Consider the following 22,203-nt stretch of genomic DNA (forward strand, 5'->3'; position numbering starts at 1 on the left):
GCCACCGGGTCAAGCAGCTGGAGCAGATTCTGGGCGCGCGCCTGTTTGGCCGCACGGATTTCTCGCTGACCACGGACGGCAGCTCCTATCTGGCCCACGTGCGCGAAGGCCTGGGCGCCTTGCAGCGTTTTCCCGGCGCATCGGCCTCGCCCGGACGCAGGCGCCTGAAACTGGCCGTAACCCCCACTTTTGCGCGCGTGATACTGATTCCTCGGCTGCGCCAGTTCACCGAGGCCTATCCCGAAATCGACATCGCGCTGCAGGTTTCGATTCCGCTGCTGGATGTCATCGGCGAGGATGCCGATCTGATGGTGCGCTTCGGCGCCGGCCACTATGCCGACGTGGAGCATATCGAGCTGGCCCGCGACACCGTCACACCGCTGGCCTCGCCCAGCTTCATCCGGGAACACGGACCGTTCGAACGCCCGGAAGACCTCGAAGGCATGCCGTTGCTGCGCAGTCCGCTGGAGCCCTGGCGCACCTGGTTCGCCGCGACCGGCCTCGACATGGCGGAGCCCAACGAAGGCTCCCAGTTCAACGATATCGGCCTGATGTGCGACGCTGCATCGGCCAGCATGGGGATCGCCCTGGTGCGTCACAAGCTCGGTGCCCCCTGGCTGGAAAACGGCACGCTGGTGCGCCTGTTCGACGTCGACGCACCCAGCCCCCATGCCCACTATCTGTGCTGGAAGACCGGCATCATGGACCGCTGGGAATGTGCGGCCTTCGCAGAGTGGCTGCGCAAGGCCATGGGCTGAGCGCCGACCGGCCGCTTCGCTGGGACGCAGCCTGCTGCACGGACCGCGGGATCGATTACGAAGATGGAGCACTCACGGCATGAACCTGCAGCCCAGGCTGTACCCCGGCCTTGACCAGAACCAGGCACTCAACAGCGAGGCGTCCTCGCTGCTCATTCGCGCCCTGGCCGGCACGGGCAAGACAACCACGCTGACCATCAAGGCCGTCGACCTGATCCGTACCCAGGGCGCGCGCCATGTGCTGATGCTGGCCTACTCGGAGGCCGGCATCAAGGCCATCCAGGCACGCCTGGACCGGCTCACCACCGCCCCCCTCGAAGGCCTGCACCTGCTCACTCTGGAGCAGTTTTGCGCCCGCCTGCTCGAAGAGCAGGGCGACCCGGTGCCCAGACTCTCCTCCGGCCTGGAAAAGAACCTGCTCATCCAGCAGGCCCATGAAGCACTGTTGCAAGAGGTCGAGCGGCATGCGGAGCTCGAGATTCCCGAGCTGGCCGACTTCTTCGCCCGCCCCCTGGACATCAGTGCCTTCCTCGCCTTCGAGGCCCAGGCCAAGCAGTGCATGCTGGAACTCGGCATCGACGACAGCGGCCTCGGCGCGCTTGCCTATTGCCGCGACAACGCTCTGGACTACGGTCTTTGCCGGCTGCTGCGCAGCTATGAGCGGCTGCGCGCGGGCCCCACTCGGGAGCCGCTGTTCTATGCGCCCGGCGACTGCACCTACGCCCTGGCCTGCCAGCTGGCCGCACTGGACTTCGATGCCGGCTTCCCGCTGCTGCAGGGCCGCTTCGACGCCGTACTGTTCGACGAGCTGCAGGACCTGGACGAGGCCGCCCTGCTGGTGCTGCGCCATCTGGCCCGCGGCAACGGGCGCTTCATCGGTGTCGGCGACTTCAATCAGCGCATCCTGCCGGGTGCCTCCTCCATTTTCGGCGACAGCGCCCAGCGCATCCTTCAGGAGCTGCCCTCGGGCACCGGCCTGGCCACGCTCAACACAACCTATCGTTTCGGCCCCGTCATCTGCCAGGCACTGAACCGGCTTTTCGGCGTGGGGTTCGACGCCCATTACCGCAACGCCTCGGCCTGGTTCGAACATCGCCGTGGCGATGATGAGGACTGCGCCCGGCAGTTGCTGGACATCCATGCCGCCGTGGCCCGTCTGCCCCGCAAACCGCAGGACCCGCCCGCCGTGCTGCGCGTCATCCTGCGCTCGCCCGAAGATTCGATACGGCTTGAATGGCTGTTCGCCCACGAAGGCGTGCACTATGCCTGCAAGGGCATGCAGCGCTTCTACCAGCGCCGTGAAATCGCCCTGGTGCTGGCCATGCTGTGGGCAATGCCCGGCTGCAGCGGTGCCGCCCGGCTCTCGCAAGGCATTCTGAACAGCGCCGCCGAAGGCCTGATGCGCTATGTGCGCCATGCCAGCCCACCGGACCGGGATCTGCTGGCCAACGGCCTGTTCGACATGAGCGCATTGGGCGAAGCCCCGCCGGAGTCCGACACGCTGCGCATCGCCGCCGAACTCATGGGACGGCAGAGCGCCATGCGCCGTTTCCTTGCCGTCCAGATCGCACCGGACTCTGCCGCCGCCCGCTTGCTGGCCCTGCCCGCCGAGCAATGCGCCGATGCCGGACAGCTGTGCCGTCATCCTCTGCTGCGGCAATTCTTCGCCCAGGCTCCCATCAGCCGGGAGGAGCTGCGCCAATGCCTGGCCAGCCTGCAAGCGCTGTCGCAGATCTGCACCGGGCTGTCCGTCGATGAGTTCCTGGGCCGCCTCAGCCTCATGGTCCAGTCGAGCATCGCGCAGCATCAGCGCCAGGAAAAACCCAGCCTGCAGCTGCTCACGGTGGAGCGCAGCAAAGGCCATGAATACGAATATGTGGCCGTGCCCTTCGTTCACGCCAGGCATTTCTCCTCCGATGCGAACGACCCGCAGCGCAATCTGCTCTACGTCGCCATGACCCGCGCCAGCAAGCGGCTGTGGCTGCTGGAAAGCCGCTGACAATGCAAGACCAGGGACTGATGCAGGTCAAGCCTGCGCCCCGCATGCGAGTCAAAACTGCGTAACGTCGCTGCGTGCAGACACTGCCGCAGTTGCCCTCTTTCCCCGCTCCGCTCCGCCGCCCACCATGAGCGCACAACAAGGAGGAGGACACCTATGCCAAACCGATTGCGCTGCGCCTGGCTTCTGGCCGGCGGCATTGCCGCCCTGCCCCTGCATGCGCAGGACAGCCCCGTCACCATCGGCGCCAGCCTGCCGCTGTCCGGTGCACAGGCCGAGGCCGGCAAGGAAGGGCTGAGCATCATGCAGGCCCAGGTGGAGGCGTTCAACAGGCAGGGCGGACTGGGGGGCAAGTCGCTGACGCTCAGGGTGCTGGACGATGGCTACGAACCGCAGCGCGCCGCCGGCAATGCACGCCAGCTGATCCAGGCAGGGGCCGTGGCCCTGCTCAACTGCTGGGGAACGGCGAGCTGCGCCGCCATGCAGACCGAAGTGCAGCAAGGCCAGACCGCGCTGGTAGGCGTGATTGCCGGAGCCGGCAGCATGCGCCAGCAGCCCAGCCGTTTCGTCTACCCGCTGCGCGCCAGCACCCAGGCCGAAATTGCGGCCATGCTGCAGCAGATGCAGACACTGGGCCTGAAACGAGTCGCCATCGTCCACCAGGACGACGACTTCGGCAAAGACAGCCTGCAGATTGCCCTGGCCGCCTTCGCCGCCAAGGATCTCCAACCCGCCATCACGCTGGCCGTGGAGGCATCCGGCGGCAACGCCCCGGAGCTGGCCAGACAGCTGGCCGCCCAGCCCGATCTCCAGGGCGTCATCGTGCTGGCGGGCGCTCCGGCCACCATCGGCCTGATCACCCTGGCCAGGCAGGCCCATGTCACCGCACCGTTCTACAACCTGGCCGCTCAGGCCAATCGCGCCGTGGTGCAAGGGCTGGGGTCGTATACGCGCGGCATCGCCTTCACCACCCTGGTGCCCAGCCCCTGGAAGGGCGCGATCCCGGCCATCAAGGATTACCAGCAACTCGTTGGCCAGCCAGGCATGCCGCCAGCCTCCTATCTGGGGCTGGAAGTCTTTCTCAACACTCGCACCCTGCTCGATGCGCTGCGCAAGGCCACGCCCTCCAATCAGCGTGCGAGCCTGACTGCTGCACTCGACGCCATGGGGGAGGTTCGCTATGGCGCCATGCACCTGCGCTTCACGCCGCCACGCAGCGGCTCCAGCTATGTCGGGTTGACCATGATCGACGCAGGCGGCCATTTCAGAGAATAAATCGACTCAATCGCTTACCCAAAAAGCGGTTGATGCTCTCATTTCAAAAGCCTTCTTGACTGTCATCGCAAAGCATTTCAAGCAGCTTTGCAATAAAGCTCACACCAAGGCGCGGGCGCATCCCCTACATTTGCAGGCATGACGTCCGCCAGCACATTCACCGATCTCGTCGCCACCTCCAGCACGGCGGCCAACGCAGCGCATCACCTGCCCGAGCCGTCCGAGCGCGCCAGACGCCAGGCCGAGGTGCTGGCGGCACTGCGCCCCCATGTACCGGTGCATGCCCTGCTCTATCAGAGCGAAGACACCACTCCCTACGAGTGTGACGGACTGACCGCCTACCGCCAGCGCCCACTGCTGGTCTGCCTGCCCGAGACTGATGCACAGGTGCAGGCCGTGCTCAAGGCCTGCCACGCCATCGGTGCCCCCGTCATCGCGCGCGGTGCGGGCACAGGGCTTTCGGGCGGCGCCATGCCCCACCCCATGGGCGTGACGCTGTCGCTGGCGAAGTTCAACAGAATCCTCGACGTCGACGCCTACAGCCGCACGGCCCTGGTGCAATGCGGCGTACGCAACCTTGCCATCAGCGAAGCCGCTGCCCCGTACGGCCTGTACTATGCGCCCGACCCCAGCAGCCAGATCGCCTGCACCATCGGCGGCAATGTGGCCGAGAACTCGGGTGGCGTGCATTGCCTCAAGTACGGGCTGACGGTGCACAACGTGCTCAAGGTCAAGGGCTTCAGCATCGAAGGCGAGCCTGTCGAATTCGGCTCGGATGCACTCGACACCCCCGGACTGGATCTGCTGGCCATCATGATTGGCAGCGAGGGCATGCTGGCCGTGGTGACCGAGGTCACGGTCAAGCTCGTGCCCAAGCCTCAGCTGGCGCGCTGCATCATGGCCAGCTTCGACGATGTGCGCAAAGCCGGCGACGCAGTGGCCGCGGTGATCGCGGCCGGCATCATTCCGGCCGGGCTGGAAATGATGGACAAGCCCATGACGGCCGCCGTTGAGGACTTTGTGCGTGCCGGCTATGACCTTACGGCGGAGGCCATCCTGCTGTGCGAGAGCGACGGCACGCCCGAGGAGGTGGAAGAAGAGATCGCCCGCATGAGCGAGGTGCTGCGCCACGCCGGAGCCACGGCCATCACCGTGAGCGAGAGCGAGGAAGAGCGCCTGCGCTTCTGGAGCGGGCGCAAGAATGCCTTTCCCGCCAGCGGCCGCATCAGCCCCGATTACATGTGCATGGACTCCACCATTCCACGCAAGCGCCTGGCCGACATCCTGCTGGCGATCCAGGAGATGGAGAAGAAATACCAGCTGCGCTGCGCGAATGTGTTTCACGCCGGAGACGGCAATCTGCATCCCCTGATCCTGTTCGACGCCAACAACCCCGACGAGCTGCACCGCTGCGAACTGTTCGGAGCCGACATTCTGGAAACCAGCGTGGCCATGGGCGGCACGGTGACGGGCGAGCATGGCGTCGGCGTGGAAAAGCTCAACAGCATGTGCACCCAGTTCACCACCGCCGAGAATGCGCAGATGTTCGCGCTCAAGTCGGCGTTCGACCCGCAGTCCCTGCTCAATCCCGGCAAGGTGATCCCCACGCTCAACCGCTGCGCCGAGTACGGCAAGATGCTGGTGCGCGGCGGCCAGATCGCCCATCCCGACCTGCCGCGCTTCTGACAACGTATCCAGGGCCTGCACGCCACCGCCCCATGGGCCGGCCATGGCAAGATCACGGCTGCTGAATGCATTTGTGGAGCCGTTTGATGATCTCTTCCATCGGTAGGACACTGGCCATGCTGCTGGTCCCGGCACTGCTGACGCTGGCTGCGAGCCCGCCCGCACAAGCGCGCGGCTACACCTCCACCGGCAAATGCGGCAACTATCCGCGCCTGGCCATCACCAGTCCTGCCGGCACCTGTGTGGGGCTGATTGCCGACGAGGCCCACGGCCTGCGCTTTCCGCGCCGCGTGCTGGAGATTGCACCGGGCCGCATCTGGGTGCTGGACATGGGCAACTGGATGCCCCATGTGGGCCAGCTGATCGAGCTCAGGCTGCCGCCTGACGCGGCCACTGTGGCCAATGCCAACACCACGGCCAAGGCGGTGGAATCCCGGGTGCTGCTGAGCAAGCTCAACTACCCTTCGGGCATGGTGCGCGGGCCGGACGGCAAGGTCTATATCGGCGAGGCCGACAAGATATGGCGCACCGCAGTGCCCGCACTCGGCCAGGCACCTCAGCCCGAGATGCTGGCCAGCGGCCTGCCGGCCGACGGCGCCCACCTGCTCAAGGAACTGGCGTTTGCGCCGGACGGCAGCCTCTACGTGAACATGGGCTCGGCCACCGATGCCTGCCGGGGTGAAGACCAGAAGCAACCCGTGCCCTGTCCCGAACGCGGCACGGCCATGCCGCGCGCTGCTGTCTGGCGCATGGTGTTGCAGCACGGCCCTCAGATCGTCAGGGAATTCAAGCCCTTTGCCGGCGGCCTGCGCAATTCCATGGCGCTGGCCGTGATGCCCGACGGCCCGGCGGCAGGCACGATCTGGCAGGGCGAAAACAATATCGACTACCGCGATCCCAGGCAGCCGCCCGAGGAGCTCAACCTGCTGCGCGCTGGCGCCGACTACGGCTGGCCTTATTGCATAGGTGCACGCCAGAGCGCGCAAGGCTATGAAAAACGCTTCGACTGCAGCAAGACTGAAGCCCCGCACATGCTCTGGCCCGCCCATGTGGCTCCGCTGCAAATGCTGGCGACTCCCATCGGCAGTGCATTTGGCGGGCAATTGCTGGTGGCATGGCATGGACAGCGAGCCGAGGGCCAGCGCCTCGTGGGCTTTGCACGCGACGGCAAGGGCCAGCCCTCGGGACCGGCGATTCCATGGCTGAGCCACTGGGATGCCAGGCCCGGCCTGCGCCCCGGCGGCCGCCCCACGGGCATGGGTATCGACCATGCGGGCCGGCTGCTGGTGGTCGAGGACTTCAACCGCAGCCTGCTGATGCTGATGAGCGAATCTGGCATGGCACCGCTGCCCAGGGGAGCCAGGTAGGCCGCGCTCAGCGCAGCAGATCGCGTCCGCGCGCCAGAAACCGCGCGTACTCTTCGTCCGGAACAAACAGACCGCCCGTGGTCCATACGATATGCGTGGCGTTCGCCATATGTGCCTGCAGCTTCTGGCGCTTCAGATAATCCTGTCCCGCAGCGCTGTCCAGCAAGGCGTGCGGACCGCCAAAGCCCGCTGCGGCCGATGGCTCGATCTGCAATCCCTCGCTGCCTTGCAGCAGGGCCAGATGGCGAAACAGGGTTTCGTCCTCCACCGTGAACACACCGCCGAGAAAGCCGCGCACCACGTCTGCCGCCAGCTGCGACGCTTGCGGCACGGCCAGGCCGTCGGCCTCGGTCCGGTTGTCCAGGCCCAGGTCATAGACCGAAGGATGAGCGCCCAGACCTGGCAGGGCTGCAGCGCCGGACAGCATCTCCACCATGAAGCACGGCGACTGCACGGGTTCCGCAAAAAAGCAGTGCGCGTGTGGCCCGAATGCCTGCTGCAGACCCAGCGCCACGCCACCAGGCGCGCCCCCCACTCCGCAGGGAAGGTAGACAAACAGGGGGTGCGACTCATCCACGACGAGCCTGTTCCGTGCAAGCTGAGCGGCCAGATACGGAGCCGCCGCCGCATAGCCGAGCAGCAGCGAGAGCGAATGCTCGTCATCCACAAAGTGACAGTGCGGATCCTGGTCGGCCAGCGCTCGGCCTGCAGCCACGGCCTGGGCGTAGTCGCCGGCATGCTCCACGACCTGCACGCCCCGCGCGCGCAGGCGCTGCTTTTTCCAGTCCTTGGCATCGGCAGACATATGGACCACCGCCTTGAAACCCAGGGCCGATGCCATGACGCCAATCGACAGGCCCAGATTGCCCGTGGAGCCGACCGCCACCTGGTACCGGGCAAACACCGCACGCGCAGCATCGGAGGCAAGCTTCCGATAGTCGCCATCGGCCAGCAGGCCATGCTGCAAGGCGATCCGTTCCGCATACTCCAGCACCTCGTGCACGCCGCCGCGCGCCTTGATGGAGCCGGCCACCGGCAGGCTGTGATCGGCCTTGAGCCAGAGTCGGCCCATCTGCTCGGGCAGTTGCAGCGACCGCTGCATCTGCGGCACGGGCTGCAGCGCCGATTCAATGCGCCCGCCAGACACCTCCAGCTCGGGAAACAGCCGCGCCAGCAAGGGGGCAAAACGCTCGAAGCGCTCTACGGCCTGCTGAACCTGGGCCGCGTCTATGACCTGCGAGGAGTGTTCTGCATCGCTGCGCCCGGCCCACAGCGTGGGCCGGGCATGGCGCAGATCTTCAACCAGGTCGTGCAGCACGGAAAAAGTCATGGCATGCATCCATCGTCATACAAGACAGCCATATTAGGGCCAATGGAGCATGCCGGACGGGACGGCCAAGGCGTGGCTGCTATGCCTCTCCCATGGCAGGGTCGCTGACCGTGTGCTGACCGGTTTCCACGCGGCCCGCAAAGCGCCGGTAGTACGCCGGATCGCTGTCGCAGGTCACGGCGAAGTCATACCACTGGCCGCTGGCCTTCAGCTCCCAGTGCCTCTCGGCACTGGCGGCGGCGCCAACTTCGACCGTCCACGGGCCGTCGCTGCGGTAGGCCATGGGCGTGATGGTGAACACCGCAGCCTGCACGCCCTTGTTCATCAGATCCACATAGACATTGCCGTTGGCGATGTCGTAGCAGACCCGCACCTCGGGGGATGCCTGCACACTGCCCAGGTGATTCAGGTCGCCCTTGAAGTGGCGATGGAATCCGTTGGGGCCCAGTACCCAGAGGTCGTACTTGCCGAAGTTGTCGCGCACGGCATCCCAGGTATCGGACAGCGTCTTGCCCGCTTCCACCATGTAGCGGCGAGGCGTGCGGTCCAGCTTGTAACGGTCATAGACATGAAAGACGGCTGCCTGCGTGCCGGTATTGGCAAACACCAGCTCCACCGGGCCGTTGCTCTGGCAGCGCGCACTGGTATGCAGTTCGTAGGGCAAGGCCCGCGACGGACGTGTGCCTGCGGCCTGCAAAGGCAGCTGCATATCGCGAGGCACAGGCACGGCGGGCAGCTTTTGCTGATCGGCACGCAACTTGTCGGCGACATCGCGCGTGGAGCGGCCGGCCAGCACGGGCAGGGTCTCGTTGTTCGGCGTCTTGAAATTGAAGCTGCTCAGCAGATCGCCGCAAACCGCCCGGCGGAACGGGCTGATATTGGGCTCCTTCACGCCAAAGCGGGCCTCCAGGAAGCGCAGCACCGACGTATGGTCGAACACCTGCGAGTTGACCCAGCCGCCGCGGCTCCAGGGCGAGATCACATACAGCGGAACGCGCGGCCCGGGGCCGTAGACACGGCCATCGGGGGCAGGCTGGCTACGGCTGCCGGCCGGTGCGCCATGCGTGAAGTATTCGGCCTGCAGATCGGCCTCCGGCAGCGTGGTCTTGCCTGCATAGCTCTTGTCGGCGTTCTGCGATGGTGCCGAGGGCGAAGGCATATGGTCGAAGTAGCCATCGTTCTCATCGAAGTTGACAAGCAGCACGGTCTTGCTCCAGACCTCGGGATTGGCCGTCAGCGCATCCAGCACTTCCTGCAGAAACCAGGCGCCCTGCACCGGGCTGGATGGGCCGGGGTGCTCGCAATAGATGGACGGCGCGTTGACCCAGGACACCTGGGGCAGCTTGCCTTCGCGGATATCGCGCTTGAAGGCGTCCAGATACTCCTCGGGCTGATTGCCGGGCAAGGTGTTGGCCACGCCTTTGTACAGCGGGTTGGCAGCGTCGTCGCTGGCCGCGTCATAGGCATGGTAGGGCAAAGCCTGGCCGGTGTTGGTATACGGTGCATTGGGCGCGCCGCCACTGGAGACAGGAAAGCCCGAAGCCAGATTGGCGCGACGAAAGCTCTGGAACGCGCCCAGCATGTTGTCGCCCCACTCGTCAGGCATGTTCTGATAGCTGATCCAGCTCACTCCGGCCTCCTGCAGCCGCTCCGCATAGGTCTTCCATGTATAGCCGGTGGTGGCATCGCTGGTCACGCCATTGATGGCATCCCACTCGTTATTCACGAAAGCCACGTTCTGGGGCATGGCCCCGTTGGTGCCCGTCATGTGGAAGGACCGGTTGGCATCGGTGCCGGTGTGCATGGCGCAGTGGTAGGCATCGCAGATCGTGAAGGCATTGGCCAGCGCGAACTGATAGGGCAGCTCCTGCTCCTTGAAATAGCCCATGGAGGTGTCCGTCTTGGCCACGGGCCAGCGCGACATGCGGCCGTTGTCCCAGGCCTGCTGACTGTCCAGCCAGGAATGGGGGGTGCCGGAAACGCGCTGCGCATTGTTGGCCGTACCGTCCAGGTGATAGGGGGTGATCACCGTGCCGTTGGCTCGCTCCTGCTGCCAGACCTTGCGGCCGTTGGGAACGGGAATGGTCATGCGGTCGCCAAAGCCGCGCACGCCCTTGAGCGTGCCGAAGTACTGATCGAAGGAGCGGTTTTCCTGCATCAGGATCACCACATGCTGCACGTCCATGACCGTGCCCGTGACATTGTTGGCGGGAATGGCCAGCGCACGGCGGATGCTGGGAGGAAAGGCGGCCAGTGCGGCAGCGGAAAAGGCAGCGTTCTTGCCGGCCTGCAGAAGATTGCGTCGCGAAATCATGGTGAAGCCTTGTTTGTCACCGCGCTCAGGGAGCACAGCGCATCTCCGGCTTGGCCGGCTCGGTGGGGTTCGTGGGGGTCGTGGGATTGGTCGGGTTCGTGGGAGCAGGCGGGCTGTCATCGCTGCCACCACAGGCGGCCAGCGTGGCGGCCGTCAGGCAGGCGAGCGCCAACGCCTTGATCAAACGCTTGTTTTGCATGGAGTCTTTCGCTTTGATGTCGACAGGTTTCGACCGGCAAGAATCTAGGAAAAGCTCATGTCATCCCGATGACGTCCATGTTTGAGTCCGTTTGCTCGCATCGCTGCTGCGTTCGAAGCTCGCGAGCCCTCTTCAGCGCGAAGCGCCATGCAAAAAGGGCCGACGCACCCACGTCGGCCCTTTGCAAGAAACATCGCAACGCCAGTCAGAACGCTGGCGCTTGCGCGGCTATTGCCGCTTTCCGTATCCCAGCCGATACAGCAGCGGCAGCACCAGCAGGGTCAGTACCGTGGACGAGAGAATGCCGCCGATCACCACCGTGGCCAGGGGGCGCTGCACCTCGGCTCCGGTGCCGGTGGCAATCGCCATGGGCACAAAGCCCAGCGATGCCACCAGGGCCGTCATCAGCACGGGACGCAGGCGCGTGAGTGCCCCTTCGGTCACGGCCTGTTCCAGATCCATGCCCTGCTCGCGAAGGCTGCGGATATAGGAGATCATGACCAGGCCGTTGAGCACGGCCACGCCGCATAGCGCGATGAAGCCGATGGCCGCCGAGATGGACAGCGGAATGCCGCGCAGCCACAGCGCTGCAATCCCGCCCGTCAACGCAAACGGAATGCCGGTGAAGACGATGAGGCCGTCGCGCACATTGCCGAACATGGCAAACAGCAGGGTGAACACCAGCGCCAGTGCCACGGGCACCACGATCATCAGGCGCTTGCGGGCGGACTCCAGGTTCTCGAAGGTACCGCCCCAGCGGCTCCAGTAGCCGGCCGGCAGTGCAATACCTTCAAGCTCCTGCTGGGCCTGGGCCACGAAGGAGCCGATATCGCGCCCGCGCACATTGGCGCTGACCACAATGCGGCGCTTGCCGTCCTCTCGGCTGACCTGGTTGGGCCCCGGCGCCAGCTCCACGGTCGCCACGGAGGACAGAGGCACAAAGCCCAGACGTCCGTCTCCGCCGCGCGGCAGCGCGATCGGCAGGCGACCTATGCCGTCCACATCGCTGCGCATGGCCTCGGGCAGGCGCACCTGGATGGCGAAACGTCTGTCGCCCTCGAATACCGTGCCGGCCTCGCGTCCACCAAAAGCCGTGCTGATGGCATCCTGCACATCGCCCATATTGAGGCCGTAGCGCGAAGCTTTCTCGCGATCGATCTGCACCGTGAGCATGGGCAGGCCCGTGGTCTGCTCGACCTTGACCTCGGAGGCACCGGGGATCTTCTGCAGCATGGCGGCCACGGCCTGCGCAGACTTCTCCAGCTGGGCCATGTCGTCACCGAAGATCTTGACGGCCACATCGCTGCGCACGCCGGAAATCAGCTCGTTGAAGCGCAGCTGGATCGGCTGCGAGAACTCGTAGTTGCTGCCTGGGATCCCTTCCACGGCCTCCTGCACGGCGCTCAGCAGATCGTCGCGCGAACGCGCCGGATCGGGCCACTGATCGCGCGGCTTGAGCATGATGTAGCCGTCCGAGATATTGGGCGGCATCGGGTCCGATGCGATCTCGGCCGTGCCGGTACGCGCAAACACGCGCTCGATTTCTGGGAACTGCTTCTTGAGCTCGCTCTCGAGCTGCATCTGCATCTGCACCGACTGCGTGAGGCTGGTGCCCGGTATGCGCAGCGCCTGGATCGCAAAGTCGCCCTCGTTGAGATTGGGCGCAAACTCGCTGCCCATGCGGGTGGCCAGCAGCAGGCTCAGTGCGACGATGACCCCTGCCGCCGTCAGCACCACGGCTGGCGCATGCATGACCTTGTCCAGCACCGGAGCATAGACACGGCGCGCCCAGGCCATGAGACGGTTTTCCTTCTCGGCCACCTTGTCGCCCATGAACAACGCAATTGCGGCGGGGATGAAGGTGATGGACAGCAGCATGGCACCCAGCAGCGCAATCACCACCGTCAGCGCCATGGGATGGAACATCTTTCCTTCCACGCCGGTGAGCGCAAAAATGGGCAGATAGACCACCATGATGATGAGCTGTCCGAACAGCAAGGGACGTCGGGCCTCCCTGGCTGCCGCAAACACTTCCTCGAAACGTTCGCTGCGGGTCAACGATCGGCCTGCTGCGGCCTGCGCATGGGCCAGACGGCGCACGCAGTTCTCCACGATCACCACCGCACCGTCAATGATGATGCCGAAGTCCAGAGCTCCCAGGCTCATCAGATTGGCGCTGACGCGCATCTGCACCATGCCCGTGAAGGTGAACAGCATGGACAGCGGAATGATCAGCGCCGTGATCAGCGCGGCGCGCAGATTGCCCAGGAACAGAAACAGGATCGCCACGACCAGGGCCGCGCCTTCGATCAGGTTCTTCTTGACCGTGGCAATGGCCTTGTCCACCAGATTCGTGCGGTCGTAGACCGTCACGGCCTTCACGCCGGGCGGCAGGCTTTTATTGATCGCCTGCATGCGCTCGTGCACGGCCTGGGCCACGGCACGGCTGTTCTCGCCAATCAGCATGAACACCGTCCCCAGCACCACTTCGCGGCCGTTGTCCGTGGCCGCACCGGTGCGCAGCTCGCGGCCCAGGCCCACGTCGGCCAGATCGCGCACGCGGATGGGCTGGCCTTGCGCCGAGCCCACGATGACTTCTCGAATATCGGCAATGCCGCCCACCTGCCCCGGGGCGCGGATCAGATACTGCTCGCCCTGGCGCTCGATATAGCCGGCGCCCACATTGGCGTTGTTGCGCTCCAGCGCGGCCACGATATCGGCCAGCGTGAAGCCGTAGGCCGCGAGTTTCTGCGGCTGCGGTGCCACCAGGTATTCCTTGGCGAAGCCGCCAATGGAGTTGATCTCGGTCACGCCCGCCACATTGCGCAGCTGGGGCTTGATGACCCAGTCCTGGATCTCGCGCAGATCCATGGGCGTATAGGGCGTTCCGTCGGGCTTGGTGGCACCGTCCTCCGCCTCCACGGTCCACAGGTAGATCTCGCCCAGACCCGTGGAAATAGGCCCCAGTGCAGGCGCTACGCCCGCAGGCAGCGCATCGCGTGCCTGCTGCATGCGCTCGTTGACCAACTGCCGCGCGAAGTAGATATCCGTGCCGTCCTTGAACACCACAGTCACCTGGGACAGGCCGTAGCGCGAGAGCGAACGCGTCTGGTCCAGCCCCGGCAGGCCGGCCATCACGGTCTCGATGGGAAAGGTGACGCGCTGCTCGGTTTCCAGCGGTGAATATCCGGGTGCCGACGTATTGATCTGCACCTGCACATTGGTGATGTCGGGCACGGCATCGATGGGCAGGCGCTGGTAGTTGTAGATACCCAGGCCCACCAGGGCCAGCGTGGCCAGCATGACCAGCCAGCGCTGGGCAATGGCAAAGCGGATGATGCGCTCAAACATTCAAACTCCAAAACAGGATTCAGGGTCCGCGCTCATTTGCGAGCTGACAGAGGGACACCGAGCAAGGGCCGCCTTGCGGCGGGGCCAGGGGATCGTCCCCTGGTGGAGGGCGCGCCGCAGAGGCTTCCATTCAATGCACATGCTCGGCCGATGCCTTGCCCAGCTCGGACTTCAGCACGAAGCTGCCATCCTTCACATAGCGCTGGCCGGGGCTCAGTCCCTGGAGCACCTCGGTGTTCCGGCCGTCGGTCTGGCCCAGCTTCACGGCCTGCGCCTTGAAGCCGCCGTCCACCGGCACGAACACCACGGGCTGGTCGCCGTCGATCTTCCGGATGGCCGCATTGGCCACCGCCACCGCCGCCTTCTGGCCTGCCGCCGTCAGCTGCACATTCACAAACAGGCCCGGGCGCCAAATGCCGTCCGGGTTGTCCAGCGTGATGCGCGCGGGCGCCGTACGGGTTTCCTGCCCGATCAGCGCGCCGACATAGGCCACGACTCCCGTGGCCCGGGATTCGAAGGCTGTCGCCTGCACCACGGCCTTTTCGCCCACGCGCACAAAGGGCAGATCGCCGGCCGCCACCTTCATTTCGGCCCATACCGAGCGCAGGTCGGAGACGGTGAACACGGCCGTGCTGTCCTGCACGGCTTCACCCACGGCGAGGTGCTTTTCCACCACCACGCCATCGAAGGGCGCGCGCAGCTCGAAGCGGTTCAGAGCGCCGGCAGAGCCTGAGCCAGCACCGATCGCGGCCAGCTTCTGCTGCGCATTGGCAGCCGCGATCTCGGCCTCGCGCAATGCCTGCTGGGCCTGCAGATAGTCCTGCTCGGCCGAGATCTTTTCCTGCCACAGCTGCTTTTCGCGCTCATAGGTGGTGCGCGCCAGCGACAGGCGCTTTTGCGCCGCCATCAGCTCGCTGCGCTGCTCGGAGACTGCCGGGCTGGTCAGCGTGGCCAGCAACTGTCCCTTCTTCACCACCTGCCCCAGATTGGCCGCCACGCTCTCCGCCACGCCAGCCACCCGCGGCACCACATGGGCCGTCCGGTCCTCGTTGAAACGGATTTCGCCGGGCAGCTGCAGCGTGCCGGCGATCGATGCCGGGCCGGCCTCGGCCAATGTCACGCCCGCCGCACTGGCGCGTTCGGCATCGAGCTTGAGCAGGCCTTCCTCCTCATCGGCATGGCCGGCCTCGGCAGCGGCTTTGCCCTTGTCCGGGCTCTGCCCGGCATGCCCGGCTTCGCTGCCATGGTCATGCTCCTTTTCTTCATGGGAATGGCCTTGTTCTGCAGCGCCGTGTTCATGGCCTTGGCCTTCCACGGCTAGGGCTGCCGGCCGGGTGCCGTAGACAATGGCCACGGCAGCTGCCGCGCCCAGCGCCAGAATGATGGCAATCGCAATCGCCGTGCGGCGGGGCTTTGGGGAGGTGGAATTCATGATGCGTGCTCTTACTCAAGGCCGGGCACATCGCCCAGCTGGCGGGTGATGTCGGCGGCCGCCTGATGGGTGGCCACCAGCTGCTCCAGATAGAGGCTGCGTGCCTCGGCCAGCGTACGCTGGGCATCCAGCACGTCCAGATAACTGAACTTGCCCAGGGCAAAGCCCTTGGCTGCGACTTCATAGGCCGATTCGGCCGCCGGCAGCACCTGCTGCGCGAGCTGCTCGGCCTGGGCCCGACTGGTCTGCAGCTGCTCGCGCTGCTGCTGCAGCAAGGCCTGCATCTGCTGGCGTGTGGCCAGCAGCTCGTCCTCGGCCTTGTCGGCCAGGCGCAGCGCCTGCAGCTGATTGCCGCGGTTGCTATCCAGAATCGGCAGCGGCACCGAGAGCCCCACCACCAGCTGATTGCGGCCCACTTCCTGGGCACGCTTCATGCCCAGGCTCACGCTGGGGTCGGGCAGGCGCTTGGCGCGCTCCAGTTCGGCGATAGACCTGGCCTGGAACACGGCCTGCTGCCCGCGCAGCATCTGAGGCGACTGCTCCAGTCTCTCCAGCATCAGGGCTTCAGCGGGCAGCACCGGAAGCTGCGCCAGATCCCCCACCGCTGCACCGAACGCTGAAGGCTGCGCTCCCCACAGCGCTGCCAGTTGCTGACGCGCCACACGCAGACCGGAGCGCGCCTGGGCCAGCGCCAGTTCGGCACTGCTCTCGGCCACGCGGGCCTTGGTTTCCTCGAGCGGCGCCACCTTGCCCGCCTGTACACGCTTGGCCGCCGCATCGCGGGCACTGCTGGCGATCTCCAGCGTCTTCTGGTGCAATTGCACGCGTTGCTGGCCGGCCAGCACATTGGCAAACGCCGTGCGCACATCGGCACGCAGGCCGGCCTGGGCGGCCTCCCACTCGGCCCGGGCCAGCTCGCGGCCATGCTCGGCCGCCTTCATGCGCGCCTCGCGCTTGCCGCCGATCTCGATGGACTGGTTCCACTGCAGCGTCATGGACCGGGTTTCGCGACGCGTGTCCTCCTGCGAATAGGCCAGCTCGGGATTGGGGCGGGCGCGGCTCTGGATCAGCGCCCCTTCACTGGCCGCCAGGGCCTGCGCCGCCGCCCGCAGACCAGGGTTGTGCGCCATGGCCAGTGCCAGCGCGCCCTGCAGGCTGATGGGCGCGGCCGCAGCGGCGCTTGCCGCTGCAGGCTGCTGGGCCCAGGCACCGGGCACGAAAAGGCCCAGGCCGCTGCCCAGCAACGCAGCGGCCGCCTTGGTAATGAATGTCATGGTGATGCTCCGCCTGCATGCCGGCCCCTGAGTGGGCGGCCCTCTCTGTACAGACCGGGCAAATCTAGCGTGCCGACACCCACAGGGTTCTGACCTCAAAATGACAAATTTGTCATCTTCGCCAGAGGCCGACTTGCTCGACAATCCGTCCCATGAAGCTTCTAGTCATCGAGGACGAAACCAAGCTCGCCGAGTACCTGAAAAAAGGCCTGGGCGAGGAAGGCTTCGTGGTCGATGCCGCGCACAACGGCATCGACGGCCTGCATCTGGCCACCGAGCAGCCCTACGACCTCATCATCCTGGACGGCATGCTGCCCGGCATCGACGGCCTGGCCGTGCTGGCCGCCCTGCGCCAGTCGAGCCAGACACCGGTGCTCATGCTCACGGCCCGCGCCCAGGTGGAGGACCGCGTCAAAGGCCTGCAGGCAGGTGCCGACGACTATCTGGTCAAGCCTTTTGCCTTCTCGGAACTGGTGGCTCGCATTCATGCGCTGCTGCGCCGCGGACTGCAGGCACAGGTCACGCTTGAAGCCACGGTGCTGCGCATGGCCGACCTGGAGCTGGATCTGCTGCGCCACCGCGCCACGCGCGCGGGCCAGCGGCTGGACCTGACGGCCAAGGAATTCAATCTGCTGAGTCTGCTGCTGCGGCGCCAGGGCGAAGTGCTCTCTCGTACCGAACTGGCATCCCAGGTCTGGGACATGAACTTCGACAGCGAAACCAACGTCGTCGAGGTCGCCGTGCGCCGCCTGCGCCTCAAGCTGGACGCGCCCTTCCAGCTGCCTCTGCTGCACACGGTGCGCGGCATGGGCTATGTGCTGGAGCTACGCCCCGATGTCTGAGCCCCGGAGCCTGCCTCTCGCACTGGGCGATACGCTCCTGCGCATCGGCATCTGCAAGGCCATCCGCCCTGGCGATGGCCTCGAAATCCGCCGCAACGCACTTCGTTGCACCGCCCCGTTCTCCAAACGCCTGCTGCAGCTTGCCAGGAAAACGGCGGTCCCGCCATGCCTCCTTCGGGCAGCCGTGGACATTCAGAATGGCACTGCCAGCACTCTCGGCTTCCTCCGCAGCAAACCATCCATCGCGCCGCATCGCTGCCTCCATGACCGCTGATTCCCGCACCCCGAACCTGAGCCGACGGCTGTCGCGCTCGCTGGCCCTGCAGACCATGCTGGGCCTGGGCCTGGTCTGCGTGGCCGTGTACTGGGGCAGCTGGCTGGCCCTGGCACAGCGCCAGCAGGAAAGCCTGGAGCAAAAGCAGGTCACGGTCACGCATCTGCTGCAGCAGGCACGCGCCAACCGCTCCGCTTCGAACATGCAGCACATGCTGTCCGACTTTCTCACGGGCCACGAGGACATGTCGATCCGCGTCAGCCATGCCGACGGCACGCTGCTGTTCGAGAAGCTGAACCAGCCGCTTGACGATGTGCACAGCGCGCGGCGCAACTTCGGCGTCGAACTGCCGACGCAGGCAGATCCCTCAGAGCGGCAGCTCGTACAGGTGCTGCTGGTGCTGGACCGCCGCCCCGACGATGCCCTGCTGCGCCAGCTGGCCTGGATTCTGGGCCTGGCGGCCGTCAGCGGTGCGCTGCTGGTGTCGCTGTTCAGCGCCTGGCTGGTGCGACGCGGGCTGGCGCCCCTGCATTCCCTGGTGGAGCAGACGCGACAGCTGGGTGCCAAGGACCTGAGCCGCGACTGGCAGACGCGGCTGGACGACAGCAACCAGCCCCAGGAACTGCGTCCGCTGATCGCCCAGTTCAACGCGCTGCTCGAACGTCTGGCCGTGGCCTACCGCCAGATGGAGGCCTTCAACGCCGATGTGGCCCATGAACTCAACACCCCGCTGACCACGCTCATCAGCAGCTGCGAGCTGGCCCTGCGCAAACCCCGAGAAGCCCGCGAGCTGCGCGACATCCTGGCTTCCAACCTGGAAGACCTGCAGCGCATGGCCGGCATCGTGGCGGACATGCTTTTTCTCTCCCATGCCGATCGCGGCGAAAGCGCGCACCGCATTCAGGTGGCCAGCCTGGCCAGCCTGGCCGCCGAAGTGGTCGAGTACCACGAAGCGGCGCTGCAGGAGGCCGATCTGCAGGTGAAGGTGCAGGGCGATGCCCGGGCCCAGGTCGATGCGCGATTGCTGCGCCGCGCTCTGTCCAATCTGCTGGGCAATGCCACGCGCTACGCCACGCCGGGCAGCTGCATCGAGATACAGATCAGCACACCGCAGGCCGGACAGGTCACGCTGGCGGTGCAGAACCTGGGCCTGGCCATAGCGCCCGAGCACCTGCCCCGGCTGTTTGACCGCTTCTACCGCTCGGACGCGGCGCGCAGTCAGGCCGATCGCAACCATGGCCTGGGCCTGGCCATCGTGGCCGCCATTGCACGCATGCACGGCGGACAGGCGTTTGCGCGCTCCGAGCAGCCTGTCACCACCATCGGCCTGAGCCTGCCGACGGATCCATCCGCCCAGGCACCTGCCAGCGGAGGCCACCAGGCGTAAATGACGGGGATGCCCACAAGCCGCGTCGTGCGAGGATGACAGGAAGCGGCGCGTTCAGGCCGCAAGATGGACCGCCCGTGTATCGCTGAGGGGAAACACCATGCACTGCTTGAGCAAGCCCGCCTGCCTGGCCGTGGCTGCCAGCGCCGGCCTGGCCCTGAGCGCTCTGGCCCAGACCCGGATGCCCGAGATGCAGCAGGCCGGCGCTTTGCACTACCGCTGCGGCGGCATCGGCGAAGACGAGTCCACGGCCATGCGTGCCGCGATGAAGGACTACCCGCTGTCGCTGCTGTTTGCGCAAAGGGACGGCGCCTATCTGGCCAATGTGGCGGTCGAGGTCGGCTCCGGCGAGGGCATCAGCCGCTTCACGGCCAACGGGCCAATCTGCCTGATCCAGCTGCCCGCCGGCAGCTACCGGATAACGGTCACCACCAGGGAGGGCGCAAGCCAGACCCAGGCGGCAGAGATCGGCAAGACTCCGCATCAGCTGGACTTTCGCTACTAGCGACGCACCGCTGGCGGGCGGCGGCAATGCCCCGGGCTCGTCCAGGGGAGATGCGCGCGGGCGCGCTCCGCCATTGGCGGCAATGAAGACAATATGAGCCATGTCCCAAGATCAAGACGCATCCACCTATCAGGCCCACCTGCAGGCCGGCAACGCGCTGGTGCAGCAGGCCCAGAAGATTGCCACGCAGGACTTCGAGCAGGCCCGCGCCTTCTGGCAGGCCGCCGGCAAGGAGTTCTATCGGGCGCACAAGGCCGACATGAACGAGCCGGAAGCCGCCTTTCGTCTGGCACAGGCCTGGATGGCCGAGGCCCATGCCTTGCAGAAGGAAGAAAACCGCAACGCATTGCTGATGTGGGCCAACGCCGCAGCCCAATGCGAGCTGGCCTTCGACCTGGAGCCCGACAACGGCCGCATCGCCATGACCGCGGCCAGCTGTCATCTGTTTGCCGGCCAGGCCGATGCCGCCAAAGCCTGGCAGCTGATCGGCCGGCAACTGCTGCCGCCCGAGCCTTCCGCACCCGATGCCTGATGGTTCTTGATCGCTGGCAACGCATGAAACAAGGGTTTTCGATGCGCTGATGCACAGGGCTCTGCGGCATAGGGTCCTTCGATGGGCGTGCCTGGCTGAGCCCAGGATTGCGCCAAGGCCTTCCCGTTGCGAACAGCGTCCGCTCCAGAGGGACCATCACAAGCACGCCAAGACCACGTTTCTCGAAGAACCGCGGTCGCGTGGAACTGCATCCCGCAGTTGACCAGGCCTGCGCGCTATCCCAGCCAGGCCAGCAGGCTGCGCCACAAGGCCGCGGCATGCGAGATCAGAAACAGCAGCAAGCCGATGGCACCGCCCACCAGCGTGCCGTTGATGCGTATGTACTGCAGATCCTTGCCGATATGCGCCTCGATCAGCGTGGCCAGTTGCCCGGCATCCCAGCGCTGCACCGTGTCGGCTATATGGCGGGCGATGAATTGCGAGACATCGGGTGCCAGCGCAGTCGCCCAGCGCTTGAGGCGCTCGTTCATGGAGCTGCGCAGCGCCTCGTCATGCGCCAGCGCCTGGCCCAGCCAGCGCCCCATCACGGCGGCGCGGCGGGCCATGGCCGAGTTCTCGTCGGCCAGGTCGTGCTCCAGCCTGGCGCGCCAGCCCGCCCACAGCTCGCGCAGATAGAGCGCCAGCTTCTCGTCATGCAGCAGGTAGTTGCGCAGTGTCTCCACCCGTTCGGCATAGGCAGGGTCATGCTGCAGACCGTCGATCAGGCGCTGCACGGAGCTGTCAAAGGCCTGGCGCAGACGGTGGCCGGGGTTCCGGGCCACGTCCTGCAGCAGACTGTCGAGGGCACTGGCAATCACGCTGGCGCCCTTGTCGCTGAGCCAGTCCGTGGGCAGCATTTTCTCCTTGATCGGGTGCTCGCGCTTGAGCCAAAGCACGATGGTCTGGGCCATCAGCACATGGGTCTGCTCCTGGCGCAGCACGCGGCTGATGCGCGCCAGCACATCGTCGAGCACCTCCTGGTGACGCCCGCCCGCCGTCAGCCCCGACAGCAGCGATGCGGCAGCGCGCGACAGATCCACATGCTGCATCACGGCCTTGAGCGACTGGGTCAGAAACTTCTCGACCTGCTTGTCCTGCACCATCTCCAGCGCAGCCAGCGCCAGCCGCGCCACCTGCCTGCCCAGCAGCTGGCTGTTGGCGGGGGCCGTCAGCCAGTCGGCCAGCGCCTGGGCAGGGTTGTGGCGCTCGATCAGCGCCACCAGCGAAGGCGCATCGAGGAACTTGTCGCGCACGAAAGTGGCCAGGTTGCGCCCGATGCGATCCTTGTTGCGCGGGATGATGGCCGTGTGCCGCCCCACCAGAGGCAGAGGAATATGGCGGAACAGCGCCGAGACCGCAAACCAGTCGGCCAGCGCCCCTACCATGGCGGCCTCGCAGATGGCCCGCAGACACACCAGCCACAGCGGAACGGCCCGGCCCTCGATCCCCCAGCGTGCGCCGGCCAGCGCGGTGGCGATGAAGCCGGCCGTCACCAGCAGCAGCAAAATCAGCGGCAGCCGCTTGGCGCGCTGCAGGGTCAGGCGTTGTTCTTCGGTAAGCATGGCGCCAGCATAGGCGAGTCGGACCGGCTCGCCTATGCCTGCGGCCCCGATGGACACGCATGGCCTTCGCTGCGCCATTGCGGCAACCGGCGGCAGGCTTTTGCAATTGCACCGAA

16 protein-coding genes are annotated in these 22,203 nt (G+C 66.0%); 9 read left to right on the forward strand and 7 right to left on the reverse strand.

The features are described 5' to 3' along the window. The 5 genes from E2583_RS11880 to E2583_RS11900 all read left to right on the forward strand — a co-directional run. Positions 1–758: LysR substrate-binding domain-containing protein (locus tag E2583_RS11880; RefSeq protein WP_291596035.1), on the forward strand; the 758-nt coding region annotated here is incomplete at its 5' end. A 79-nt stretch (positions 759–837) separates the two neighbouring features. After that, the gene (locus E2583_RS11885) at positions 838–2,757 is read left to right on the forward strand and encodes a UvrD-helicase domain-containing protein (RefSeq protein ID WP_291596037.1); all 1,920 of its coding nucleotides are present in this window, start codon (positions 838–840) and stop codon (positions 2,755–2,757) included. 156 nt (positions 2,758–2,913) lie between these two features. Beyond that, a complete protein-coding gene (locus tag E2583_RS11890; RefSeq protein WP_291596038.1) occupies positions 2,914–4,032 on the forward strand; it encodes an ABC transporter substrate-binding protein in 1,119 nt (372 codons plus the stop codon). Positions 4,033–4,170: 138 nt separating this feature from the next. Next, positions 4,171–5,718 carry an FAD-linked oxidase C-terminal domain-containing protein gene (locus E2583_RS11895; protein WP_291596040.1) on the forward strand — a complete coding sequence of 516 codons (1,548 nt, stop codon included), beginning with the start codon at positions 4,171–4,173 and terminating at the stop codon, positions 5,716–5,718. Positions 5,719–5,804: 86 nt separating this feature from the next. Continuing rightward, on the forward strand, positions 5,805–7,085 hold the full coding sequence (locus tag E2583_RS11900; protein ID WP_291596042.1) for a PQQ-dependent sugar dehydrogenase: 1,281 nt from the start codon (positions 5,805–5,807) through the stop codon (positions 7,083–7,085). Positions 7,086–7,092: 7 nt separating this feature from the next. Here E2583_RS11900 and E2583_RS11905 read toward each other — a convergent pair whose 3' ends face one another. From E2583_RS11905 to E2583_RS11930, 6 genes are all read right to left on the reverse strand, one after another. Next, positions 7,093–8,415, reverse strand: a complete 1,323-nt coding sequence (locus E2583_RS11905) for a D-serine ammonia-lyase (protein ID WP_291596045.1) — start codon at positions 8,413–8,415, stop codon at positions 7,093–7,095. A gap of 79 nt (positions 8,416–8,494) precedes the next feature. Then, on the reverse strand, positions 8,495–10,729 hold the full coding sequence (locus E2583_RS11910) for a phosphocholine-specific phospholipase C (protein ID WP_291596047.1): 2,235 nt from the start codon (positions 10,727–10,729) through the stop codon (positions 8,495–8,497). 25 nt (positions 10,730–10,754) lie between these two features. After that, entirely contained in the window at positions 10,755–10,928 is a 174-nt protein-coding gene (locus E2583_RS11915) for a hypothetical protein (RefSeq protein WP_165570867.1), read from the reverse strand. Between the two features lie 228 nt (positions 10,929–11,156). Then, on the reverse strand, positions 11,157–14,279 hold the full coding sequence (locus E2583_RS11920; protein WP_291596053.1) for a CusA/CzcA family heavy metal efflux RND transporter: 3,123 nt from the start codon (positions 14,277–14,279) through the stop codon (positions 11,157–11,159). A 130-nt stretch (positions 14,280–14,409) separates the two neighbouring features. Continuing rightward, positions 14,410–15,711 (reverse strand): efflux RND transporter periplasmic adaptor subunit, encoded by a 1,302-nt coding sequence (locus tag E2583_RS11925; protein ID WP_291596055.1) that lies wholly within the window; start codon positions 15,709–15,711, stop codon positions 14,410–14,412. A gap of 11 nt (positions 15,712–15,722) precedes the next feature. Beyond that, complete coding sequence (locus E2583_RS11930; RefSeq protein ID WP_291596057.1) at positions 15,723–16,985, reverse strand: TolC family protein; 1,263 nt, start codon at positions 16,983–16,985, stop codon at positions 15,723–15,725. Between the two features lie 152 nt (positions 16,986–17,137). Here E2583_RS11930 and E2583_RS11935 point away from each other — a divergent pair, with 152 nt between their 5' ends. The 4 genes from E2583_RS11935 to E2583_RS11950 all read left to right on the forward strand — a co-directional run bounded on the left by E2583_RS11935 (position 17,138) and on the right by E2583_RS11950 (position 20,525). After that, positions 17,138–17,827, forward strand: coding sequence for a heavy metal response regulator transcription factor (locus E2583_RS11935; protein WP_291596059.1), 690 nt, complete (start codon positions 17,138–17,140; stop codon positions 17,825–17,827). Between the two features lie 263 nt (positions 17,828–18,090). Beyond that, complete coding sequence (locus tag E2583_RS11940; RefSeq protein ID WP_291596107.1) at positions 18,091–19,488, forward strand: heavy metal sensor histidine kinase; 1,398 nt, start codon at positions 18,091–18,093, stop codon at positions 19,486–19,488. Positions 19,489–19,588: 100 nt separating this feature from the next. Then, entirely contained in the window at positions 19,589–19,993 is a 405-nt protein-coding gene (locus E2583_RS11945; protein ID WP_291596061.1) for a hypothetical protein, read from the forward strand. Between the two features lie 100 nt (positions 19,994–20,093). After that, positions 20,094–20,525 (forward strand): hypothetical protein, encoded by a 432-nt coding sequence (locus E2583_RS11950; RefSeq protein ID WP_291596062.1) that lies wholly within the window; start codon positions 20,094–20,096, stop codon positions 20,523–20,525. Between the two features lie 236 nt (positions 20,526–20,761). Here E2583_RS11950 and E2583_RS11955 read toward each other — a convergent pair whose 3' ends face one another. Further along, positions 20,762–22,087 carry a DUF445 domain-containing protein gene (locus E2583_RS11955; RefSeq protein ID WP_291596064.1) on the reverse strand — a complete coding sequence of 442 codons (1,326 nt, stop codon included), beginning with the start codon at positions 22,085–22,087 and terminating at the stop codon, positions 20,762–20,764. Positions 22,088–22,203 lie beyond the last annotated feature (116 nt).

This window comes from Comamonas sp. (assembly GCF_009360615.1).
Classification (GTDB): domain Bacteria; phylum Pseudomonadota; class Gammaproteobacteria; order Burkholderiales; family Burkholderiaceae_C; genus Comamonas.